The following is a 23,700-nucleotide window of genomic DNA, read 5'->3' on the forward strand; positions in this document are numbered from 1 at the left end:
ATATTTACTCCATATAATGCTGAGCAAAATCCACATAACATCCTTTATAATCACGAACACCTGTTTGTGGGTCGAAATATAAAATTCTCGTTGCAATTTTGTCAACAAAATGTCGATTATGACTGACAAAAACAACGGTTCCACTATATTGAGCTAAGGCCTGCGCCAAAGCTTCGATGGTTTCCAAGTCCATATGGTTCGTGGGCTCATCAAGAATTAACAAATTAGGTGATTCCAAAATAGTCTTGGCCAACAAGAGTCGAGCAGCCTCCCCTCCACTGAGTGATAAAATATCCTTATCTACATCTTCTTTCACAAATAACATTTGACCAAGTGCTCTACGTATCTGCTGTTCGGTCACGCCGCTCACTACATCAGATAACCAATGAAAGACACTCACATGTCGATTGAGCAGCTCATGATGATCTTGAGAAAAATAACTCATGCGTACTTCATGCCCTAAAATGACTTGACCTTCATCACTCTGCATCATACCCGTCAAGATTTTAATTAAAGTAGATTTCCCAATTCCATTAACCCCCATAATTGCTACCTTTTCACCACGGTCTACTTTGAAATCAAGATGCGTGAATAAGGTCTTATTCTTAAACGATTTACTCAAATGCTCTGCTTTAATTACATGTTTTCCAGATATTTTTTTAGGTGTGAAATGAAAATGGGGTGCAACCCGAGAGGAGTGCTTCACATCAGGAATTTCAATTTTTTCAATCATCTTCATGCGTGAGCGTGCTTGTCCTGCTTTAGAAGCTTTGGCTTTATATTTATCCACAAATTTTTGCATTTCTGCAATCTTGGCTTCAGCACTCTTTTTTTCAAGATTTTTTTGCTCTTCTAGCAGATTTTTTTCCGTCAGGAATCGTTCATAATTGCCGCGGTATTGCCTGATTTCACCGTAATCAAGATCTAAAATATAATCCGCCAAATTATCAATAAACTCCATGTCATGAGAAATAAAGATAACCAATCCTTGATATTCATTTTTTAAATACTTCTCCAACCAACGAATGGATAAAATATCCAAATGGTTTGTTGGTTCATCGAGTAATAAAACAGAAGGATGTTGAAATAAGGTTTGCGCTAATAAAACACGCAATTTATAGCCACCAGACAATGCTTTAAGTGGTTTTTGCAGATAATCTTTAGCAATTCCTAAACCTAATAAAATCGTTTCGACCTCTGCTTCTGCCGAATAACCATTATAATGCGCAATAATTTCTTCCAATGCGGCAAAACGAAAACCTTTCTCATCATCCCAAGTATCGCTTGCCAATAAGGCCTCACGTTCTGACAAAGCCTGCCATAGTTTTGGCTTTCCTTGTAAGACAATGTCCTTAATTAAAGTATCTTCATAACGAAATTGATCCTGCTTCAACCAACCAATGGTGGCATCCTTAGGCATCATAATTTCTCCGGAGGTCAACTCCTCTTCTCCAGTAATCAGCCGAAAAAAAGTTGATTTTCCGCAACCATTTGCGCCCACCAAAGCATAACAAAACCCTGAATTCAAATTCAGACTTACGTCATAAAAAAGAAGCCGTTGGCCATAAGCCATACCCAATTGATTTAATGCAATCATGCCTCAACCTCAACCAATAATTCCAGGCTATAGTATCTCTGTTTGAGTTCAAATACGAGAGCATCTGCAATCACTTCTACATGAGGTGCAGCATTCATCGTAATATGAGTACCTGGAACCAAAATAGATTTAAAAGATCCATGAACCAATTTCTGCCAATGCGCTTCCTGATGGGCAGGAAAATCATCAATAACCTCAGTATGGGCAAAAAAGAGTACTCTACCTGGATAAGGATCTGGCTGATACTGATGCAAAAGCTGCCCATGCGCTTGCCAAGTATGCAAAAATCGCGGCAAAAACTCTGTGGATAATAATTCTTTTAACTCAGAATCTTTGGCTCGATTCGCAATAAACTCTATTTTCTGCTCCAAAGTTTTTTGTGCCTGTAATTCAGCAACTGAAATCTGCAAATTACCTAATCCATGTTGCATTAGATACATAAGAATTTCTTCTTGGCTCATCAATTTAGGTAAATGGGTATAAGCTGGCGTATCAATAAGTGCTACTAAGGGTATTGACTGTCCCGCTTGAGCCAATTGTCGTGCCATTTCGATGGCTACTGCGCCACCAAACGATGAACCCCCTAAAATATACGGGGGTTTTAAGCCAAACTGCTGTAAATGATGCAGATAAGCAGCAGCCATAGATTCGATACTGGCAAAGGGTGTCCCCCCATCCAATAAAGGCGAACGTAATGCATACACGGCCTGATTTTCAGGGAGTGCGTTAGCAAGATCGCGGTAAAAATAAACATCGCCACCGATTGGATGAATGAGCACTAAGGGTATTTTATTTTCATGCGTTTTCCCTGCTTTAATTAAAACTACCGGCGAGCGCGCTTTAGCAGTTTTTTCTTGTTCTTTTTCGATTAATGCCAATAAACCATCAATAGTAATTCGATTTAAGGACATTAACTCCAGGTGCACACCTAATTGTCGTTGCAATTGTGCACTCAATTGCACTGCAACCAGTGAGTCACCCCCTAAATCAAAAAAATCCTCATTATTTTTAAAGGACTCAATACCCAATAACGTAGTCCATAAACCTCGTAAAACAGAGATAATATACTCACGATCACGAACAATAACCCTACTTGCTTGATTTGGTGACTTGACAACTGCTGCAGTTTTTCCAGCAGGTAACCAATATTCTGTTTTGGCAAAAGGATAAAGTACAGGAGATTCTCGTTCTTGTTTCGCCTCAGACGGTGCTTCTTCAAGAATTAAATGAGCATTGGTTCCACCAATTCCAAAAGAACTGACTCCTGCACGCCGTGGACAATTACCTTGAGTCCAAGGCTTTAAAACGGTATTGACATAAAAAGGACTGGCAGCAAAATTGATTTTGCTGTTCGCAGACTGATAATGCAGAGTAGGAACTAATTGCTTATGATAAAGGCACAAAGTCGTTTTTATTAATCCGGCAATACCTGCTGCTACATCCAAATGTCCTATATTCGTTTTCACTGATCCAAGAGCACACGCCCCAGATGCAAGGCCTGAATCTTTGAAAACCTGGGTTAGTCCTTCCATTTCAATAGGATCCCCTAAAGCAGTTCCTGTTCCATGTGCTTCGATATAGCTGATGGTATCTGGTGAACACGCGGCACGTTGTTGTGCCAATGTAATGACTTCAGCCTGTTTTTGAGGGCTAGGAGCAGTAAAACCAATTTTTTGGTGACCGTCATTATTAATGGCAGAAGCCTTAATTACTGCATAAATAAAATCTTCATCGGCTAAAGCGTTACTCAATGGCTTTAATACTACCAAACCAACACCCTGGCCTTCGAAAGTACCTTGAGCTTGAGCATCAAAAGCACGACATTTGGCATCGGGCGAAAAAATCAATCCGGGTTGATATAAATAGCCTTGCTTTTCCAATTGACCAATAGACACCCCACCAGCTAAGGCGATATCACAATCACCAGCATTTAGAGCCAGACATGCCTGATGTACTGCAACTAAAGAAGTGGAACATGCCGTCTGAATGGTGATTGCAGGTCCAGTCAAATTCAATTTATAAGCAATTTTGGTACACAAAAAATTGGCTTGCTGATGAATCATCAATTGAAATTGCCGTGATAAGTCATCTTGAGTTTGGTTCGGTAACACATGATCACTAAAATAATTATTTTGCCCACAACCGGCAAAAAGTCCGATATCCCCTGCATAGTGATGTGGATTATAATTCGCGTCTTCCAATGCATGCCACGCACATTGCATTAATAAGCGATGCTGGGGATCCATAATCTCCGCTTCCGAAGCGGTATAACTAAAAAATTCAGCATCGAAGCATTTGATATCACTTAATTTACACTGGGCCTTAACATAATTCGGATGATCCACTAAAGAAGGATCTAATCCTTGCTCCAGTAACTCTTCGCGCGAATAATAAGTGAGTCCTTCTTTGCCAGTTTGTAAATTAAACCAAAATGTTTCTAAATCATCAGCACCAGGAAAACGGCCCGCCATACCGATGATGGCTATATCATCCCGTTTTAAAGAAAGCTGTATTCTTTTCTCTCCCATTTCTTCTGAATGTTTGTCTGCAGCTAAATAACCCAACAAGGCGCTAATTGAAGGATATTTAAATAAATCCAATACCGTAATCCGTGCTTTGATTGCTGCGGGTAATTTGCTAAAGAGCTTAATTAAGGAGATGGAGTGCCCTCCTAAATCAAAAAAATTATCCGCCACACCTACTTTGCTGACACCTAATACTTCTTCCCATAAAGAAGCTAAAAGTTTTTCTTGTTCTGTGGTAGGAAGTGCATAATGTGCACGTTTGGTCAAATTTGGCTTAGGTAGTGCTTTTCTATCTAACTTACCATTAACCGTTAGTGGAAATTGCTCCAACTGCATATAGGTCTGGGGCAACATGTAATCGGGTAGTTGTTCTTTTAAAAAGTCGTGAAGTTGCGCTTCAACCACCCATTCAGACGCAGTAAAATAAGCAACTAAATTCTGCGCAAACTCGGCCACCACCGTTTGTTTTACCTGTGGGTGCATGCGCAGTACCGCTTCGATTTCAGCTAATTCAATACGGTGACCTCTGATTTTTACCTGAAAATCATTACGCCCTATAAATGCCAACTCGCCATTAGGCAACCATTTAGCCAGATCCCCGGTTTTATATAAGCGATTATATAATGGATGCGTCATAAACTGCTTCGCCGTTAAATCAGGGCGGTTTAAATACCCACGAGCCAAACATGCCCCGCCAATATACAGATCACCAATAGCTCCTACCGGCATGGGCGTTAAATAATCATCTAATACATAAACCGATTCATGATGAAGAGGCCTACCAATACTCACTATTGGTGCATTTTGCTTAGAGTACGGCTCTCCCTTACCTACGTCCCGCACGGCTTGTCCGCAGGACATAGGATGGAGGTTAGTTACCCTAGAATATAATTTTGCCGTGGACCAAATGGTCGTTTCAGTAGGTCCATAAACATTAATCACCCTCTGTGCTTTAGCTAATGCTTTTGCTAATAACTCCGGAGCAAGTGCTTCACCGCCAATTAAAAATGTGGTGGACTCGCAATACTGCAAAGACTCTAATTTTAACTCACACACACTGGGGGTCATTTGAATAAAATCGAAGGAGCCACACTCTAAGACATCAAATAGGGGATTACCCAATTCTACTTTACCTCCTGTAAGCAGCGGCAAACCGTATTCCAAACCAAAAATATCGAACACAAAATGAGTCATACTGTAGGTACTAAGTGGCTTCTGCTCCGAAAAATATTCAGCTTGCATCGACACTAAAGTCTGCAAAAAAGCTCCATGCTCAATCATTACTCCTTTAGGCTGTCCTGTAGTACCGGATGTATAAAGAACATAAGCCAAATCGTCAGGCTTTAGCGGCCAATGCACATTGCTTGTCGCTTGTTGTGCTATCGCGAAAGCAGCATCAGGATCATCTAAAATTACCGCCTGTGGGAATTTATGCCTTACTGCACCACACGTTAAAACAAGTTTCGCTTGACTGTCTTCCAGAATATGCTGCACACGTTGCGCAGGCATTGCAGGATCTATGGGTAGATAAGCACTGCCTGCTTTGAGTACTGCCAATAATGCAATCATTAAATACTCATTTTTTTCCAGGCACAGTCCAATCAAACTGTCTTTTTCAAGAGTAGTTTGTTGGCGAATATAATGTGCTAACTGATTGGCGCGTTGATTTAATTGAGCATAACTGATCTGAGTCTGTTCATGAACCAAGGCAATTCGCTCAGGATGCAAAGAAACTTGTTCTTCAAAATAATCAATAAAAGTGCGCGATAAAACAGGAGAACTGCTTGGTTCTGGCAACCTCGATTCCATATAATTTAATTCATGCACCCTTTGCAAAGGATTTCGAGCAATTTGATCCAGCAAATAATTTAAAGTTGCCAGCAATTGCGTCATCAGTGATGAATCAAATAATTCGCCAGCATAAGTAAGTTTAATCCTAAGCTGGCTTTCTTCTTCATCTGCAGCAAGCGATAAAGGATAATCACGTTTTTCAAAAGTACTTTGGATCTTAAAAGACAATTGCTTTTCTGGATTTTCTACCGCCAGATTAGGATAATTCCCATACAGAAACAAGCAATCAAACAAGCGCTCCCCCTGACGTTGTAACTTAGCCAAACTCATCGCACTTCGTTGATTTATTTCATTAGAAATTTCCTGCACACTACGAATGGCCTCTAACACACTAAGGCCATCATGGTGGGTGTGATCCACAATCATCGGCAGCGTATTAATGTACAACCCTACAGAGTGTTCCACCTGATCAACAGGTATGTTTCTCCCTGAAACAATAGTGCCTACTACCGTTTGTTTACCATTGCCATAAATGCGCATTACTTTATGCCACGCATAAAGAATAATCGCATTTAAAGTGAGGCCCTGTTCTTGACTCATCATTTTAATCTGTTTAAAGCGTTCTTGAGCTATGCAAATGGTCTGTTCTGATTGATGAATGATGTATTTGTAGTCGCTTAATTTAAGCTGTTTTTTACCCTGTTGCAGAAGGTTACTTAAATCCGCTTTATGTTCTATTTGGCCCATATACTGTTGCCAAAACGACTGATTTTCTAATTCTTGAACTTGTAAAAAATGCTGCGACTGTGCGTAAGCTGTATCTACCGTAAAATCAATACGTTCTTGACGAAACAACTTCATATACATTTCATGTACAAACCCAAGTAATAAGGGACCGCTCCAGCCATCAATAATGGCATGATGTGCATTAAAAATACAGATATAAGATGTTTCCTCTTGTTTAATCAGCTGAATTCGAAACAAGTTCCCTTGGGTCAAATCATATGCTTTGTGCCTATCCTCTTGGATGAGCTGTTGTATTTTAAGATCTTGATTGTCTTTGTCCTGGCTTAAATCGATAAACTGCCAATGCAAATACCCAGTTTTATCAATAACTTGTACTAATTCTTCATCGACCAAAAAGCGCAACCGTAAACTAGGATAACGTTGTTGTCCAAAACCCCATGCGCGTTGCAACAGATCAATGTTCAGCTCACGATCATAAGACCAGACAATTTGCATGCGGTAGGCTTCATCCTTTTGTCCTTGACTCATAAAATGATACATAAAACCCTGATGCAAACTATTCGCCAAATAAACCCCATCCAGCTCGCGGTCGCGCTGTAATTTATCCAAGCAACGAGCGCTCACGCAATGATGGATATCACTTAGGGTTAAAAAGCTACGCGCTAAAGAACGTTGATGCTCAAGAATCATCAAGAGTTGCTTCTTATAAACTAAGGCCAAGCGATCGGTTACTTCTTGAGGCAGCTGAGTCCGAAATACCATTCTTAAACGACCTTGATGAATCCCGCCAAAACAAGTAATACAATGCGTTTCTTGATTCTCCGAATGCATGGCCTGTCCAGAAGGCTCATCAACTACATGCCAAAATTCAGATTGCTGCTCAAACTGACCCAGATAATTAAAACTAACCACGGGCATCTGGGCAATGGCATAACCCAACAACGCCCCATAACCAATTCCTTTATTAGGAATTTGCCGTATATTGTCTTTAATTTTCTTGATGCTGTGACCTAAATCATCACCCAACGCAAGGCGAACCGGATACAAACTCGTAAACCAACCCACAGTTCGTGTCACATCAATGGAAGCAGCGATGTCTTCGCGACCATGCCCCTCCAAAGTCACATGATGAACGGCCTCACCACTAAGATCATTTAACGCATAAGCCAATGCGGTGAGTAACAAATCATTGATTTGGGTATGATAAGCACCATTCGCTTCTCTTAATAAAAAGGACGTGAATTCCTCGCCCAATTCCAATTCGGCAACACTGAGTACGGACTGTTTCTCTAAAGCAGGTATCTCTTTTAAATCAACAACCACTTCCTGCCAATAAGCGCGCTCGTCCTCATGATACTCTGCATAATCCTGCAGCGCGTCAACCCATTGGCGGTAGCTACTGCCTTTAGCCCCTAAAGATTGCCCTTCATAAAGATGGTGTAAATCATCAGCCAATATCCGCCAACTCACGGCATCAACCAGTAAATGGTGCATGGCAATATAAATACGACTGCTTCCATCTGCATAACCTGACAAATAGGCAAAACAATACAACGGTCCTGTTGTTCCATTAAACCCAGACTGCCACAGTGTCATCTGCTCTTCTAATGCAGCCGCATCAAGACCACTGACATCCAATACCTGCACCTCTGAAAAGGCACTCTCTGTATCATAATATTGCTCTATCCTTCCATCACGTTCGCGAAAACGAAGCCGAAATGCATCATGATGAGCTACTAATTGCTGCAAACAAGAACGCAAACGGCCCACATCCAAGGCAGGAGTTTTAATTAAAAAAGATTGATTCCAATGCCAACTCTTCGCAAAAGAGTGTGCGAAAAACCAATCTTGGATCGGTAATAACCCTACCGACCCCCTCAATAATCCTTGCTCACCTGAGGCCAATACGCCCAACTCCGGCTCACAACGCGCTACCAGGTGCTCATGCAAACGACGTAGCGTGCGGCAGCTAAATAAATCCTTTACACTCACTTGCAATTGCAAACGTTGCCGTATCCGACTGATGAGCTGAATGCTGATGATGCTATCACCTCCTAAGCGAAAAAAATCATCATGTACACTCAAACCACCTGCTTTTATCCCTAATACCTCACTCCAGATAATACTCAATTGCTGCTCTAATTCGGTACTCGGTAATTCATAATCTCTTCTTTGACCTTGGGCTGCCTCTGGAAGATTTTTTAGGTCCAACTTGCCATTGGCTGTTAAGGGAAAAGAATCTAAATGGACCAACCGCGTAGGAACCATGTATTCCGGCAAGCGCCTTGCTAATTGCTCCAGCATTACCTGCTCGTCTTGCTCGGCATCGCTGACGTAATAACCCACCAAATACGCTTGGCCCGATTGTTTCTTCACCACCACCAAACTTTGTTTCACCTGCGGACAGGCAAGCAACGCTTGCTCTATCTCGCCTAACTCGATTCTATGACCACGGATCTTCACTTGAAAATCATTACGGCCACAAAACTCCATATACCCATCTTCATGCCACCGCCCCAAATCACCGGTGCGATACACTTTTCCTAATTGCGGATGGGTGAAAAACTGACGTTGAGTAATCGCTTCATCACCCCAATAATTTAACGCAACCCCCATTCCTCCGATGTGGATTTCACCCATAACCCCCACAGGACAATGTGCTCCATCTTGATTAAGCACATACATATGCTGATTGGGCATGGCCACTCCATAAGGAATGCTACTCCAATTAGGATTCACTTCCTCGATGGGATACCAAATCGACCAGATACTGCCTTCAGTCGCACCACCCAAACTCATCACCGTCGCCTCAGGGCAACTTGCTTTGAGCTTCTTCGGCAGTGAAACCGGTATCCAATCGCCACTTAATAAAAACGTCCGCAAAGAGGGCAATGGCCCTTCTGCTTCATCAACCAACAATCCAGCAAGCTGCGGCACCGTATTCCATAAACTGATTTGATGCGTCTCAATCAAAGACAACCAATGCTTAGGTTCTTTGGTTTGCTCTTGCTCGGGAAATACAATACAACCGCCCGCAAGCAACAACCCATAAATATCATAAACCGACAAATCAAAACTTAATTCCGATAAAGCCAATACTTTATCTTTGCTGCTCACCCCAAAGTGTTCATTCACCGCTTCAATCGTATTTAATGCCCCGCGATGACTTATCGTCACCCCTTTAGGCTTGCCTGTCGAACCCGAGGTAAAAATGACATACGCCACATCATCGGCATGAACTTTGGGCTTTTCTAAACCCAAATCCACAGCATGCTCCAATGCGTCCTCGATAATCAAAACCTCATACTCATTAACTAGGGAAGCATAAGTCTCTTCGTGTGCTGCCATCTTGCGCGACAGCAAAACCAACTCGACCCCTCCCTGCTTTAATACCTCATGCACGCGTCCTAGCGGCCAGTCTACATGCAGGGGCAAATACGCATAACCTGCCTTCATAATCGATAACGTCGCTACAACCTGACTGTAACCCTTCTCACTCAGCACTGCAATTAAGCGGCCTTGACTGCCTGTGGCTAAAAGAGACGCCACCACCTGTTCGCTCGCTGACCATAATTCACCATGGCTATACTCTGCCTTTTTCCCTGCATCAATCACCGCGATTAACTCAGAACATCCCGCTACTTCTAAAGAGCGCTCATAAGCACTCACCAATGTCTCTTCACTGAATGCTCGGGGATACTGATTGGCAGCAGCAATAATTTCTTGATGTTTCTTGGGTAAATAGTGAGATAAATCAATAGAATGATTCCAATCTTGATGTGCTAAAGCCTTAATCAAATTACAGTAAATTTGATTCAAAGTCGCGATAAAATCTTCGGTAAATAATTGATCGACATACAGCCACTTACTCATAAAACAGTCACCTGTTTCTACTGCCTGCAAATCAATCCATGCCTGAGACGTTTGCCCACACCAATAGCGTTTTTCTTTGAACTCATCTGCTTGTAAGAAGGTTTCTGAGTCAAAGTGGTGTGATTTATTCCCCACCACCCCAGTAAATACAATCGGTGACGCAGCTTCAGTGGCGTCCAGTCCATGTAGTTTACTTAAAGCCCTTTGCACTTCCATTCCTGTATAAAGTGCGTGATTGATATCATCCCACATACGTTGATGCGTACGCTCAAAAGTATCAATCCAGTTTTTACCTAAATCTTTAAAATGGAATAAATCAGTCGTCGTAAAATCCCCCCAAATCGCATTAGCCTCATCATGGATGGCATAACGATTAAATAGCGTCAGGGTGATCAAAAATTCCTTATGTCCTGAGAAATAAGCCAGTACACTGCCATACAAACTCAACAAAACGGAAGAATAAGATACCTGATAATCACTGGCTTTTTGCTTAAATAAAGTCCAATCTTCTTTATCCACGAGCAAAGTATGGGCTGAAAAGGTAGGATATTCAATTTGCTCAGGGGCCTGTTTAAACGGAAAACTTGGGCGTAAAGGCATAGATGGAAGCATACCCTCCCAGTACTCTTTATCACGCACATACCAAATTGAATGCTTTAATAGCTGGTAGTATTCCTGATAATCTTTAAACGAAATACTAGGCGATGTGATTTGTTGCTCTGGATTACGATATAATGCACTGATTGCGCTGAAAAAAGATAAACGACTCTTAACGTCCAATAAAATTAAATCCGAGCTCACATGCAGCACCCACATAGTGCGAAACTGAGTGACTTCAAAAGCAAATAAAGGAAATGCTTGCGGATCATAAACCTGATGTGATAAACGCTCTCGAATGAGTTGTAAATCTTTTTCATCGCCGGTCAAGTGACGATAATCATTCACTTTAATTGAATAATAAGGCGTTTCATCCAATGATAAAAATCGCTGTTGCAACTGTTCATAAGAATAAACCGTACGTAGCACAGGATATTCTTTAATCAAATAATTGATGATCGTTTCAAGTTTGGGGACATCAAGTGAAGGGTAATAATATTCACTATAGACATGATTAGATACGTTACCAATTTCATATTCACCTAAACGTCCCAATAGATAAGCTTTCTGAATTTCGGTCATTGGGAACCAAACATATTGCTCAGCACTGGGCAACAAAGGTAAAGCTGCTAAATCTGCTTCACTTAAAACACCTTTAAAATCACCTGGTGTATATTGCGGTTTGTCTTGACGACTTTGGCAATGCGCTAGAATAGAATGTAAATGCTGGTGTAATGCATGCAGTAATTGTTGGGTTTTTTGCTCATCCAAGTGTGCATCAACTCTCAATTTTAATCGGCCATCAACAATCATCCCTAATATATTGATTAGGTGGTAGTCCTGATTCTCCGAATGCATGGCCTGTCCAGAAGGCTCATCAACTACATGCCAAAATTCAGATTGCTGCTCAAACTGACCCAGATAATTAAAACTAACCACGGGCATCTGGGCAATGGCATAACCCAACAACGCCCCATAACCAATTCCTTTATTAGGAATTTGCCGTATATTGTCTTTAATTTTCTTGATGCTGTGACCTAAATCATCACCCAACGCAAGGCGAACCGGATACAAACTCGTAAACCAACCCACAGTTCGTGTCACATCAATGGAAGCAGCGATGTCTTCGCGACCATGCCCCTCCAAAGTCACATGATGTACACTCTCACCACTGAGGTCATTTAACGCATAAGCCAATGCGGTGAGTAACAAATCATTGATTTGGGTATGATAAGCACCATTCGCTTCTCTTAATAAAAAGGACGTGAATTCCTCGCCCAATTCCAATTCGGCAACACTGAGTACGGACTGTTTCTCTAAAGCAGGTATCTCTTTTAAATCAGCAACCACTTCTTGCCAATAAGCACGCTCGTCCTCATGATACTCTGCATAATCCTGCAACACGTCAACCCATTGGCGGTAGCTACTGCCTTTAGCCCCTAAAGATTGCCCCTCATAAAGATGGTGTAAATCATCAGCCAATATCCGCCAACTCACGGCATCAACCAGTAAATGGTGCATAGCAACATAAATACGACTGCTTCCATCCGCATAACCTGACAAATAGGCAACACAATACAACGGGCCTGTTGTTCCATTAAACCCCGACTGCCACAGTGTCATCTGCTCTTCTAATGCAGCCACATCAACACCGCTGACATCCAATACCTGTAAACCCGCAAAGGCACTCTCTGCATCATAATATTGCTCTATCGTGCCATCTCGTTCGCGAAAACGAAGCCGAAATGCATCATGATGAGCTACTAATTGCTGCAAACAAGAACGCAAACGGCCCACATCCAAGGCAGGAGTTTTAATTAAAAAAGATTGATTCCAATGCCAACCTTTCGCAAAAGAGTGTGCGAAAAACCAATCTTGGATCGGTAATAACCCTACCGACCCCCTCAATAATCCTTGCTCACCTGAGGCCAATACGCCCAACTCCGGCTCACAACGCGCTACCAGGTGCTCATGCAAACGACGTAGCGTGCGGCAGCTAAATAAATCCTTTACACTTACTTGCAATTGCAAGCGTTGCCGTATGCGGCTGATGAGCTGAATGCTGATGATGCTGTCTCCTCCTAAGCGGAAAAAATCATCATGAACACTCAAACCACCTGCTTTTATCCCTAAGACCTCACTCCAGATAACACTCAATTGCTGCTCTAATTCGGTACTCGGTAATTCATAATCTCTTCTTTGACCTTGGGCTGCCTCTGGAAGATTTTTTAGGTCCAACTTGCCATTGGCTGTTAAGGGAAAAGAATCTAAATGGACCAACCGCGTAGGAACCATGTATTCCGGCAAGCGCCTTGCTAATTGCTCCAGCATCACCTGCTCGTCTTGCTCGGCATCGCTGACGTAATAACCCACCAAATACGCTTGGCCCGATTGTTTCTTCACCACCACCAAACTTTGTTTCACCTGCGGACAAGCAAGCAACGCTTGCTCAATCTCGCCTAACTCAATACGATGACCACGGATCTTCACTTGAAAATCATTGCGACCATGATAAGCAATTGCTCCATCTGGAGATAAACTGACTATATCCCCTGTTTTATACAAACGGCTGTTGTAATTTTTTGTTTTTTGTTCTAAAGATTGAAACGGATTAGTAACAAAACGCTCCTTGGTTAACTCGACACGATTTAAATACCCACGCGCCAAGCCCACACCACCGATATAAAGCTCACCCAAAGCATAAAAAGGCAATGGATTCATGTACTCATCTAAAACATAGGCCGTGGTGTTATCTATAGGTTTACCAATAACAATTTCGGTAATACTCTTGTCGCTGCAATCAGCGTATAAAACATCAATGGATGCTTCTGTTGGACCATAGAGATTATGGATCTCAGTATGGGGCAATAAGTCATGAACTTGTTTTACCTGCGTTAATTTGAGCGCTTCTCCGCTGCAAAAAATCATCCGTAAATTAGGAATCGTGCCCTGGCGTAAATCCAATGCATCCATAAAGACGTTAAGCATCGATGGAACAAAATGTACTCTGGTAATTTCTTCTTGGCGCATCAAGTCATACAGATAATCTGCATCTTTATGCCCTTCAGGCTTGGCAAAAACCAAACAAGCACCATACCAATGCGCCCATAACAACTCCCAAACAGAAACATCAAACACATACGGTGTTTTTTGAATGATTTTATCCTGCTCACTCAGCGGATATTGGCGATTCATCCAATGAATGCGATTCACTACGCCGCGATGTTCAACCATTACCCCTTTAGGTTGTCCTGTAGTACCGGAGGTATAAATTACATAAGCCAAATGATCGCTGGTATGTTGCGGAGCAAGATTGTCACAAGGTTGTTTGGCAAGTTGCTGGACAAAACTCGTTTCGTCTACAGCATGCACAGGTAACGTTAAAAAAGACGCTAACCAGGACTGATGGTGCTGATTGGTTAACAGCAAAGGAGTCTGAGTATCTTGAATCAGATACTCAATTCGTGCTTGGGGAAAATCAGGAGCAATAGGCACATAAGCAGCCCCAGCCTTTAACACCGCTAGGATGCTAATCATCATATGTTCACTACGATCCAGGCAAAGGCAGACCATCGTATCTGGCTTTAAAGCATAATGCTCACGTAAAAAATGAGCCAGTTGGTTTGCACGATTATTTAATACTTCATAAGTGAGATGATTCTGCTCATAAACAACAGCAATATTCTCTGGAGTTCGTGCAACTTGCTCTTCAAAAAGCTGATTAATGGTTTTTTGTTGCGGAAAATACGCTTCTGTGTGATTCAATTGATGAACAATACGGTTCTCTAAACATTCATCTAATAAATGAATAGAGGATATTTTTTGCAGTCCTGCACCTTCACCATATTTCGTTAATAAATGGGTAAAACACTCAAATAACTGTGTGATATATCCACTTTCGTAGCGATTAGCAAAATAAGTCACGGTAAAATAGATACCCTCATCGCACTCTTTGGCGATAATCGAGATGCCAAATTTTTCGTAACAATCGGGCAATAAAATAGGCTGTGCAAACTCTGCAACTGCTGGCGCCAGTACTTGTTTAAAATTATGAAAAGTAAACAATACCTGCAGCAAAGCAGGTAAGTCCTCATGACTTCGCTTTAAATGTTGTGCCAAAACATCCAAATTTATCTGATGATGTGTATTCAGAAAAGAAATCGCCTCATGAATTTTTTGCGCATGAAATAAAACTGTTTCCTCTTTTTTATACTCAGGAACTAAAGGTAATGTATTGATAAAAGGACCAATAACCTGATTCATTTCTGGTAAGCGGTTTGAAACAGTCAAGGCAATCGGAAAGTTAGTTTGTCCACCTGAATACGTACTGAGTACCTGATACAGACCAGTTAACAATAAAGAATACACACTGATTTCATGCTCAAGGGCTAACTGCTGCACCTGTTTATAAGTTTGTTTTTCCAATCTAAACTCATGAAACCCAGCGCGATTATCTGCTAAAGCTGTGCTACGCGCTAATAAATTCAAAGGCTCAGCCTCATCTAATTGCTGCGCTAGTCGGTGAATGGCGTGCTGATAAGGTACTGTATTTAAAGAATAATCTTGAAAAAACGTGTAATCAAAATAGTGAAACGTACGTTCATGTTTCGCTACGAATCCTTTACTTATTTTTTGATACTGATCCACAAGTTCATTGATCATTAAATCAGCAGAATAAGCATCTGATAACATGTGATGATGGGTTAAATTAACTAAGTAGTCTTGAGTGTCGCTAATTTGCATTAATTCCAAATGAATTAAGGGCTCATCATCCACAGCAAAAGCTCTTCGTCCTTTTTGCTCACAAACCAGGGTTATTTGTGGTGCGCTAATACTGGATTCATGAATTGTTACGCTATTTTCAGGGAGAATCTCATAACCAAATCCATCAACAACACGCATCCTTAAGATTGGATTTCTGTTCACTAGGTGTTGAATTGCCTGCTTTAATACATCGGGATTAGCATTTTTAAAAAACACAAACAAAGGAACGGTATAGGTAGCTTTTTGCTCATCCAAAGTAGTTTGTAAATACATTCCTTTTTGAATGGTTTGCAGCACTTGCTTGTTTAATTGCTCAGGTATCTTATAAAAGCTACAACACTTAGCTTGTTCTTCTGAATGAATGTCATTGTATTCCAACAAAAACAATAATTCAGTTTTATAGTGTTTTACCTGTTCTTTCAATTCTTGTGAAAAGCCAATACTTTTATCCACGCTAAACGCTAAATTACCCTCATTATTTTTCCAGAGCAGAATACGATACTCTTGCAATTGATATAACAAACGTGTTGCACTCATTAAATAACTCCCTCTTCACGTACCTCTTCTTGTGCAGGAGAAAAATTCCTGGCAATGTCACGCAGTGTGCTGTATTGGTACAAATCAGTTAATTTCATATTCAGTTTCAATTCACGATTTAATTGCCTTACTAATTGCATCGCCAATAGCGAATTACCGCCCAAGGCAAAGAAATTATCTACGCGGCCAATTGAGCTAGGAGATAAAGACAAAATTTTTGCCCAAATGCTCGCCATCTGCCATTCAAACTCGGTTTCTGGAGCCTGATACTCATGTTTTATGGTAATTTCAGGCAATTGATTTTTAGCTAATTTGCCATTAGCACTCAAAGGCAAAACATCCAATAAAGCATAAGCATGTGGCAACATATAATCAGGCAAAGAGTGACTTAATTCTTGATTCATCAACTGCTCTAGTGAAATAAGGGGGGGCGCACTTTCTGGTTTTTCTTGTTCTTGTGCCTCAATGCTTCCCAATACCATGGCATATAAAGCGCCTGCATAAGGGGTAAAGCCTAAGGTACAGCTACCTATGTTATGTGCATATAAAGACTGGCTGATTGCTTGAAATGAGTAACCAGCCATCAGGTAGTTTTGCCAAGAATCATCCCCCTCAGCAGTGATCATCAATTGACTAGCACGCAACAGTTGGCCAAATTCACTGCTTTGCGTAAATATGGAAAAATCTCGTAAAGAAAGAACCGAGTTTTGCGTCTCATCTACATAGCTTTGGTTCTGGTTGGATAAGTACTTTAAGCCAAGCGAAAAGCATGGAAAAAAAGCTTTTTCCTGAGTCAACTTCACCTTGGCCAATAAGTGATTGTCACTATCCAAAACCTTATCCTCTATAGAAAGCGCATACGAAAAACCTTCTACTAAAAGAGAAGACAACATTAAGTGCAGCATATGTCCTAGCTCAATATAAGCGAGCTTTTTAGATAAATCAGCGTACAAGGGTTGAATTGCTGGCCAATGCACTACAAAGTGGAACTCAATGTCGTCTGCAGACGACATTAGGTCGGTAGCACACAAAGCCTGTTTTAAGGGATGATAATAAAATAATCCTTGTTCTAAATCCTGTAATTTATCAGGAACATTCACAAAACAACGCACGGAGTAGGAGCTCCCACCAGAAGGATATTGGTATTTGGGCAATGCTCTATTGGCTACTTGCTGTCCAGCGATACTTGCCAACACACGCATTAAGGACTGGATATCAATCGGAGCAAGACGATATTTACACTCTGCTTGCATCATCAGGCTGGAATTACCTATTTTTTGCACTAATGTACTGTCAATTGGTGTACTAATAAAATTCCGATAACTTTTGCGTCGATTAGGATGAGTTACTAAAATAGGTTGTGGTAATTGATAAGAAATATGCTTGTTGGCCAGCAAGCCACGTTGTTCTAATTTGAAAAGATCTTTATCCAAGGAGCTTTCTTGCTTGCGGTTTTCTGGCAATAAATAAGCCACCAAATGCGTTTTTCCTTCATGTTTTTGCAGAGCCACAACTGCCTTTTCCACGCCCTTAATCTGCTCTATTTTGGCGGTAATTTCATCCAATTCAACACGATATCCATTAATCTTGACTTGAAAATCATTACGGCCACAAAACTCCATATACCCATCTTCATGCCACCGCCCCAAATCACCGGTGCGATACACTTTTCCTAACTGCGGATGCGTAAAAAACTGACGTTGGGTAATTTCCTCATCACCCCAGTAATTTAACGCAACCCCCATTCCTCCGATGTGGATTTCACCCATAACCCCCACAGGACAATGTGCTCCATCTTGATTAAGCACATACATATGCTGATTGGGCATGGCCACTCCATAAGGAATGCTACTCCAATTAGGATTCACTTCCTCGATGGGATACCAAATCGACCAGATACTGCCTTCAGTCGCACCACCCAAACTCATCACCGTCGCCTCAGGGCAACTTTCTTTGAGCTTCTTCGGCAGCGACACCGGTATCCAATCGCCACTTAATAAAAACGCCCGCAAAGAGGGCAATGGCCCTTCTGCTTCATCAACCAACAATCCAGCAAGCTGCGGCACCGTATTCCATAAACTGATTTGATGCGCCTCAATCAAAGACAACCAATGCTTAGGTTCTTTGGTTTGCTCTTGCTCGGGAAATACAATACAACCGCCCGCAAGCAACAACCCATAAATATCATAAACCGACAAATCAAAACTTAATTCCGATAAAGCCAATACTTTATCTTTGCTGCTCACCCCAAAGCGTTCATTCACCGCTTCAATCGTATTTAATGCCCCGCGATGACTTATCGTCACCCCTTTAGGCTTGCCTGTCGAACCCGAGGTAAAAATGACATATGCCACATCATCGGCATGAACTTTGGGCTTTTCTAAACCCAAATCCACAGCATGCTCCAATGCGTCCTCGATAATCAAAACCTCATACTCATTAACTAGGGAAGCATAAGTCTCTTCGTGTGCTGCCATCTTGCGCGATACCAACACCAACTCGACTCCTCCCTGCTTTAATACCTCATGCACGCGTCCTAGCGGCCAATCTACATGCAACGGCAAATACGCATAGCCTGCCTTCATAATCGATAACGTCGCTACAACCTGGCTGTAACCCTTCTCACTCAGCACCGCAATTAAGCGGCCTTGACTGCCTGTGGCTAAAAGAGACGCCACCACCTGTTCGCTCGCTGACCATAATTCACCATGGCTATACTCTGCCTTTTTCCCTGCATCAATCACCGCGATTAACTCAGAACATCCCGCTACTTCTAAAGAGCGCTCATAAGCACTCACCAATGTCTCTTCACTGAACGCTCGGGGATACTGGTTGGCCTCATTAATAAGTTGTGTATGCAGTTTGGGTAAAACAGCAGCGGGAAATACGTCGTGCTCCCAATCGGTAAGCGCTAATGCTTCAATTAATTGACAATACGTTTCATGCATGGCTTGTATGGTTTGCGGGGCAAAAAGCTGCTCTACATAATCCCACTCCGCAATAAATCCTTCATGGGTTTCATACGCTTTATTATCCAACCAAACTTGTGAGGTTTGTGAAATCGCATAATGAATGCCTTGGTAAGAAGAATTCATAGGCAGATGAAATAAGCTGCTTTGATTTGCTCCCCCTAAGACACTGGTTAGGACTATCGGTGATAAAATAGTATCCGAAGGAATGGAATGATGTTGTCGAAGCATTCTTTGGAAATCAATACCGTCAAATAAATTATGTTCAAGATCTGTTAATAACTGTTGGTGCGTTTTTTCAAGTACAGAATTGACTGTTTCTAAAGTGTTATATTGATAGGCAAAAAGTTCCAAAGCAGTAAAATCACCAATCAGATCATTCACTTGAGGATGTAAGGGTAAGCGGTTAAATAAAGTTAAATTAACTGCTACTTGCTTTTGCCCACTCCAAAAACAAAGGGTGCGCGCATAAGCTTCTAAAACCAGTGCTGTAAGACTAACTCCAATATGGTGCGCTTTGGCGGTTAATTTATCCCAAATCAGCTTGGGAATTATTTTACTAATTCGTTGAAAATGTGGGTACTTCACCTGTGATGGACGCGCAATCAAAGGTAAATTCATTTCCAAATAATAGTCATCCAAACGCTTTTGCCAATAAACTTGAGCGTGCTCGAATAATAGGCTTGCTCTTAATCGCTCACTTTGCAGAATATAGTCGCGAAAGTTAAGCTGTAATGTTGGGAACCGATGTTCAGGATGCTCATAAAGCGTAATCCACTCCGTAAAGAGAATTTCAAAACTACTCATATCAATGATGATGGCATCAAAACTTACATGCAGTAGATAAATGCCATTGAATTTAGTGACAAACACATCAAATAATGGATAAGTATCTGGCGAATATACTTTATGGGAAAATTGCTGACGAATAGCCAATAACTCCGCCTCTGTACTTAATTCAAAATAAGCAATTGCATACGGCGTAACCTCTTCCAGAAAACATTGCTGATCCTCAATAAATACAGTTCTTAACGCCAAATGCCGCTGAATTAACTGATTGAAGGCATTTTGCAATCGTTCTACATCTAACCCTATATATTTAAATTCCGTATAAACATGGGTAGAAATATTACTTAACTCAAAATGATCAAATCGTCCCCAATAGTAAGTTTGCTGCACATTATTAAGCGGAAAAGGTTGATAAAGATTGCTCTTATCCATAGGCTGAACTTGATACTCTTTATAAATAAATCTACCTAGACTTTGTTCCACACGATGCGCTAAATTGGCAATGTTTTTTTCTATAAATACATCACGAATCGCAATATCTGAATGCAATTCATGATTGATTTTATTCACCAATTGAATGGCTAAAATACTGTTCCCACCTAAACGGAAAAAATCATCCAGTATATTCGCGCGCGTTACAGGCAACCCTAAAACTTTAGCCCAGATCGCACACAGCTTGATCTCCAATTCATTTCTAGGTGCCATAAAAGCAGAACTATTAAAATTAGGTATAGGCAAAGCTTTGCGATCCACTTTACCATTAGGATTTAATGGAATTCCTTCCAAGCGCATAAGCATGTTGGGCATCATATAATCAGGTATTTTCTTTGCCAAATGCACAAGTATTGCTTCTTCATCTATACAAGAAGGAGCAACATAATACCCCACCAAATAGTGATTGATTTGTGACGCTTGCTCTTCATCCTGCATCGTCTTTACCGCGACTACACTTTGTTGTACTCCAGCGAACTCATTTAAGGCACTTTCTATATCACCTAATTCAATGCGATGCCCACGAATTTTCACTTGAAAATCATTACGACCAAGAAACTCAAGTTCACCAGCAGAGGTCCAGCGTACCAAATCCCCTGTTTTATATAAACGAAAGGCCTGCGATGAATCAGTAAATGAATGATAAAGAAATTGTTGTGTGGTTAATTCTTCTCGACACCAATAACCACGAGCCAATCCAGCACCACCAATGTATAACTCACCAATTACTCCAACAGGTAATGGCAACAAATGCTCATCTAAAACATAACATTCCGTGTTCGCTATAGGTTTCCCTATAAAAGAAGGATTGTTTGTCTCCCGGCATAAATTAATAGTAGACCAAATCGTTGTTTCAGTAGGTCCATAAACATTCCATAAAAACGAAACTTTTTGCATTAATGCGGTGGCTAAAACTTCATTTAAGGCTTCACCCCCACACAAAGCACGAATTGCTAAAGTTTTATCCCCTAAAGCTTGAACCACCAGATGCCATAATGATGGTGTTGCCTGCATCACGGTTATTTGTTTTTCCTCAATAATTTGCAGTAAACGTGGTGCATCCATGACTTCTTGTTGACGAGCAAGAATGATTTCACCGCCACAAATCAAAGGCATATATAATTCAAGACCCGCAATATCAAAAGCAATAGTAGTCACAGCAAGCAATTTATCTGTTGCACTAAATTTGACTGTCTCGGCAAAATAAGAAATCGTATTCACCAAAGCCCTATGCTCAATCATAACCCCTTTAGGTTTTCCTGTTGTTCCTGAGGTATAAATAACGTAAGCTAAATGCGTCACATCGTTACAAGGTTCTAAGTTTTCCTGAGAAAAGGAACATAATTGCGCCCTGATGTCTGGTGCATCTAAAGCAAGTAAAGGAGTTGTTGGCGTGATTTGTTTTAATTTTTCGTAATAACAGCCGTGAGTCAAAATTAAAGCAGGCTGACAATCTTCAATAATAGTTGCCACACGTTCATTGGGGTATTTCAGATCCAAAGGAACGTAAGCATTACCTGATTTTAACACCGCCAAAACCGCAACAACCAAATCGACCTTACGTTCCATATAAAGAACGATTAATTGGTTTTCAGCAATCCCTTGGGTATGAATCCATGCCGCTAACTGATTGGCTTGTTCATTTAACTCATTATAAGTTAAATAGATTTCCCCACAACTTACCGCTACATTATGAGGCAATAACGCTGCTTGTTGTTCAAACAATTGATGAATCAATGTTTGCGGAAAAGTTTTTTGGGTATTTTGTGGCATTAACCAGGATGCAGAAGCCAATTGTTGAAAATGACCTAAGCGCATTCGCCCTTGCATAAAAGAATCAAGCCCTGCTAAAAATTGGTCCACAATCTGTGGCAATGAGGCAAAAAAATGAAGGTGTTGTGGGTAACTTACGGTAATTTGTGCTAATTGCGAATCATAATGGATAGATACGACTGCATCGTGTTCTTGACTTTTCTCATCAAAGGATACCAAAACAGAAGAATGAGTTGATGGTGTAACTGCATAAAACTTATTATGAATCACTTCATAACGTGGATCCTGATAATGGCTCTGTAAAGAACAATAATCGTCGTTGAAATAACATGGAACAAATTTGGTCAGTTTATTGCTAGCAATCAATAGATCATAAGTGTAGATACCATCTTTTCTAGAATTGAATAATTGTAATAAATAAAGTGTGAAGAGCTCTAAATAATCTTTTTGGGGCAAATGACAACATTGGCTACTTCTGGCTGCCTTTATCTTTTGGGGATGAGCGTCAATTAAAAAAACATCTTCATTGCCTTGAACCGATTGATAATATTGATTCAAGGCTACAAGTTCATATTCATAAGTCTGCAATGCTACGAATTGATTAGCTTTTGGAACTCTAGCCACAGGAGTTAATTCATTCTCTCCATATTTAGAAAGATGGATAATGGTGTCGATGAATACTTCTGTTAATTCTCTATTTATATAAGGTAAAAAATTAGGATCTTGCTGATGATAAGGATTAATTATTTGCTTATTGACTACTTGTTTTTGCGCATTATTTTTGCCAATAAACGAGAAAAGATTTATTTGATCAGTGGTCAGTTCAAAATCTAGAATAATGGACTCATTTTTTAATCCTTTTGAGGTACCCATTAAATGTAACTCATAATTAACATTCAGTTGCTCTAACTGATCTTCACTAACTACCCTAAAATTATGGGTATATTTATCAATCCATGTTGCCTGCATTTCAACCCAATGCGCATTCACAAAAACAAAATGTCCAGCATCAATCAGATAATCGATAAAGGATTGGACTAGTTTATTGATTTTTAAATTAATTAAGACCTTTAATATTTTCATCACTATTACCCTGATTGAAATTTGAAGAAAAAACATGAAAAAATCCATGTCTTTTCTCCAAAAAATTGACTCTTCGATTTAATTGGGGGGATATTATTTACAGGTATTTTCGAGCGCTCAATTAAATCAATACCCAGTCAAGAAAACTCTATACGTTCTGCAT

The 23,700-nt window shown here is 40.7% G+C and carries 3 protein-coding genes; all 3 read right to left on the reverse strand.

Annotation, left to right across the window (positions count from 1 at the left end):
* Positions 1–4: 4 nt before the first annotated feature.
* The 3 genes from DYH34_RS15035 to DYH34_RS15045 are packed head-to-tail and all read right to left on the reverse strand — an operon-like array spanning position 5 to position 23,537.
* Positions 5–1,597 (reverse strand): ABC-F family ATP-binding cassette domain-containing protein, encoded by a 1,593-nt coding sequence (locus tag DYH34_RS15035; RefSeq protein ID WP_058464955.1) that lies wholly within the window; start codon positions 1,595–1,597, stop codon positions 5–7.
* On the reverse strand, positions 1,594–16,431 hold the full coding sequence (locus DYH34_RS15040) for a non-ribosomal peptide synthetase (RefSeq protein WP_115342632.1): 14,838 nt from the start codon (positions 16,429–16,431) through the stop codon (positions 1,594–1,596). The genes DYH34_RS15035 and DYH34_RS15040 overlap by 4 nt, the downstream gene beginning before the upstream one ends.
* Complete coding sequence (locus tag DYH34_RS15045) at positions 16,431–23,537, reverse strand: non-ribosomal peptide synthetase (protein ID WP_172465422.1); 7,107 nt, start codon at positions 23,535–23,537, stop codon at positions 16,431–16,433. Before DYH34_RS15045 ends, DYH34_RS15040 begins: the two co-directional genes overlap by 1 nt.
* Between the last annotated feature and the right edge of the window lie 163 nt (positions 23,538–23,700).

The organism is Legionella cincinnatiensis (assembly GCF_900452415.1).
Lineage (GTDB): Bacteria > Pseudomonadota > Gammaproteobacteria > Legionellales > Legionellaceae > Legionella > Legionella cincinnatiensis.

Coding starts and splice junctions, on each gene's coding strand:
- DYH34_RS15035 (WP_058464955.1), bottom strand. CDS start 1,597: ATGATTGCATTAAATCAATTGGGTATGGCTTATGGCCAACGGCTTCTT.
- DYH34_RS15040 (WP_115342632.1), bottom strand. CDS start 16,431: ATGAGTGCAACACGTTTGTTATATCAATTGCAAGAGTATCGTATTCTG.
- DYH34_RS15045 (WP_172465422.1), bottom strand. CDS start 23,537: ATGAAAATATTAAAGGTCTTAATTAATTTAAAAATCAATAAACTAGTC.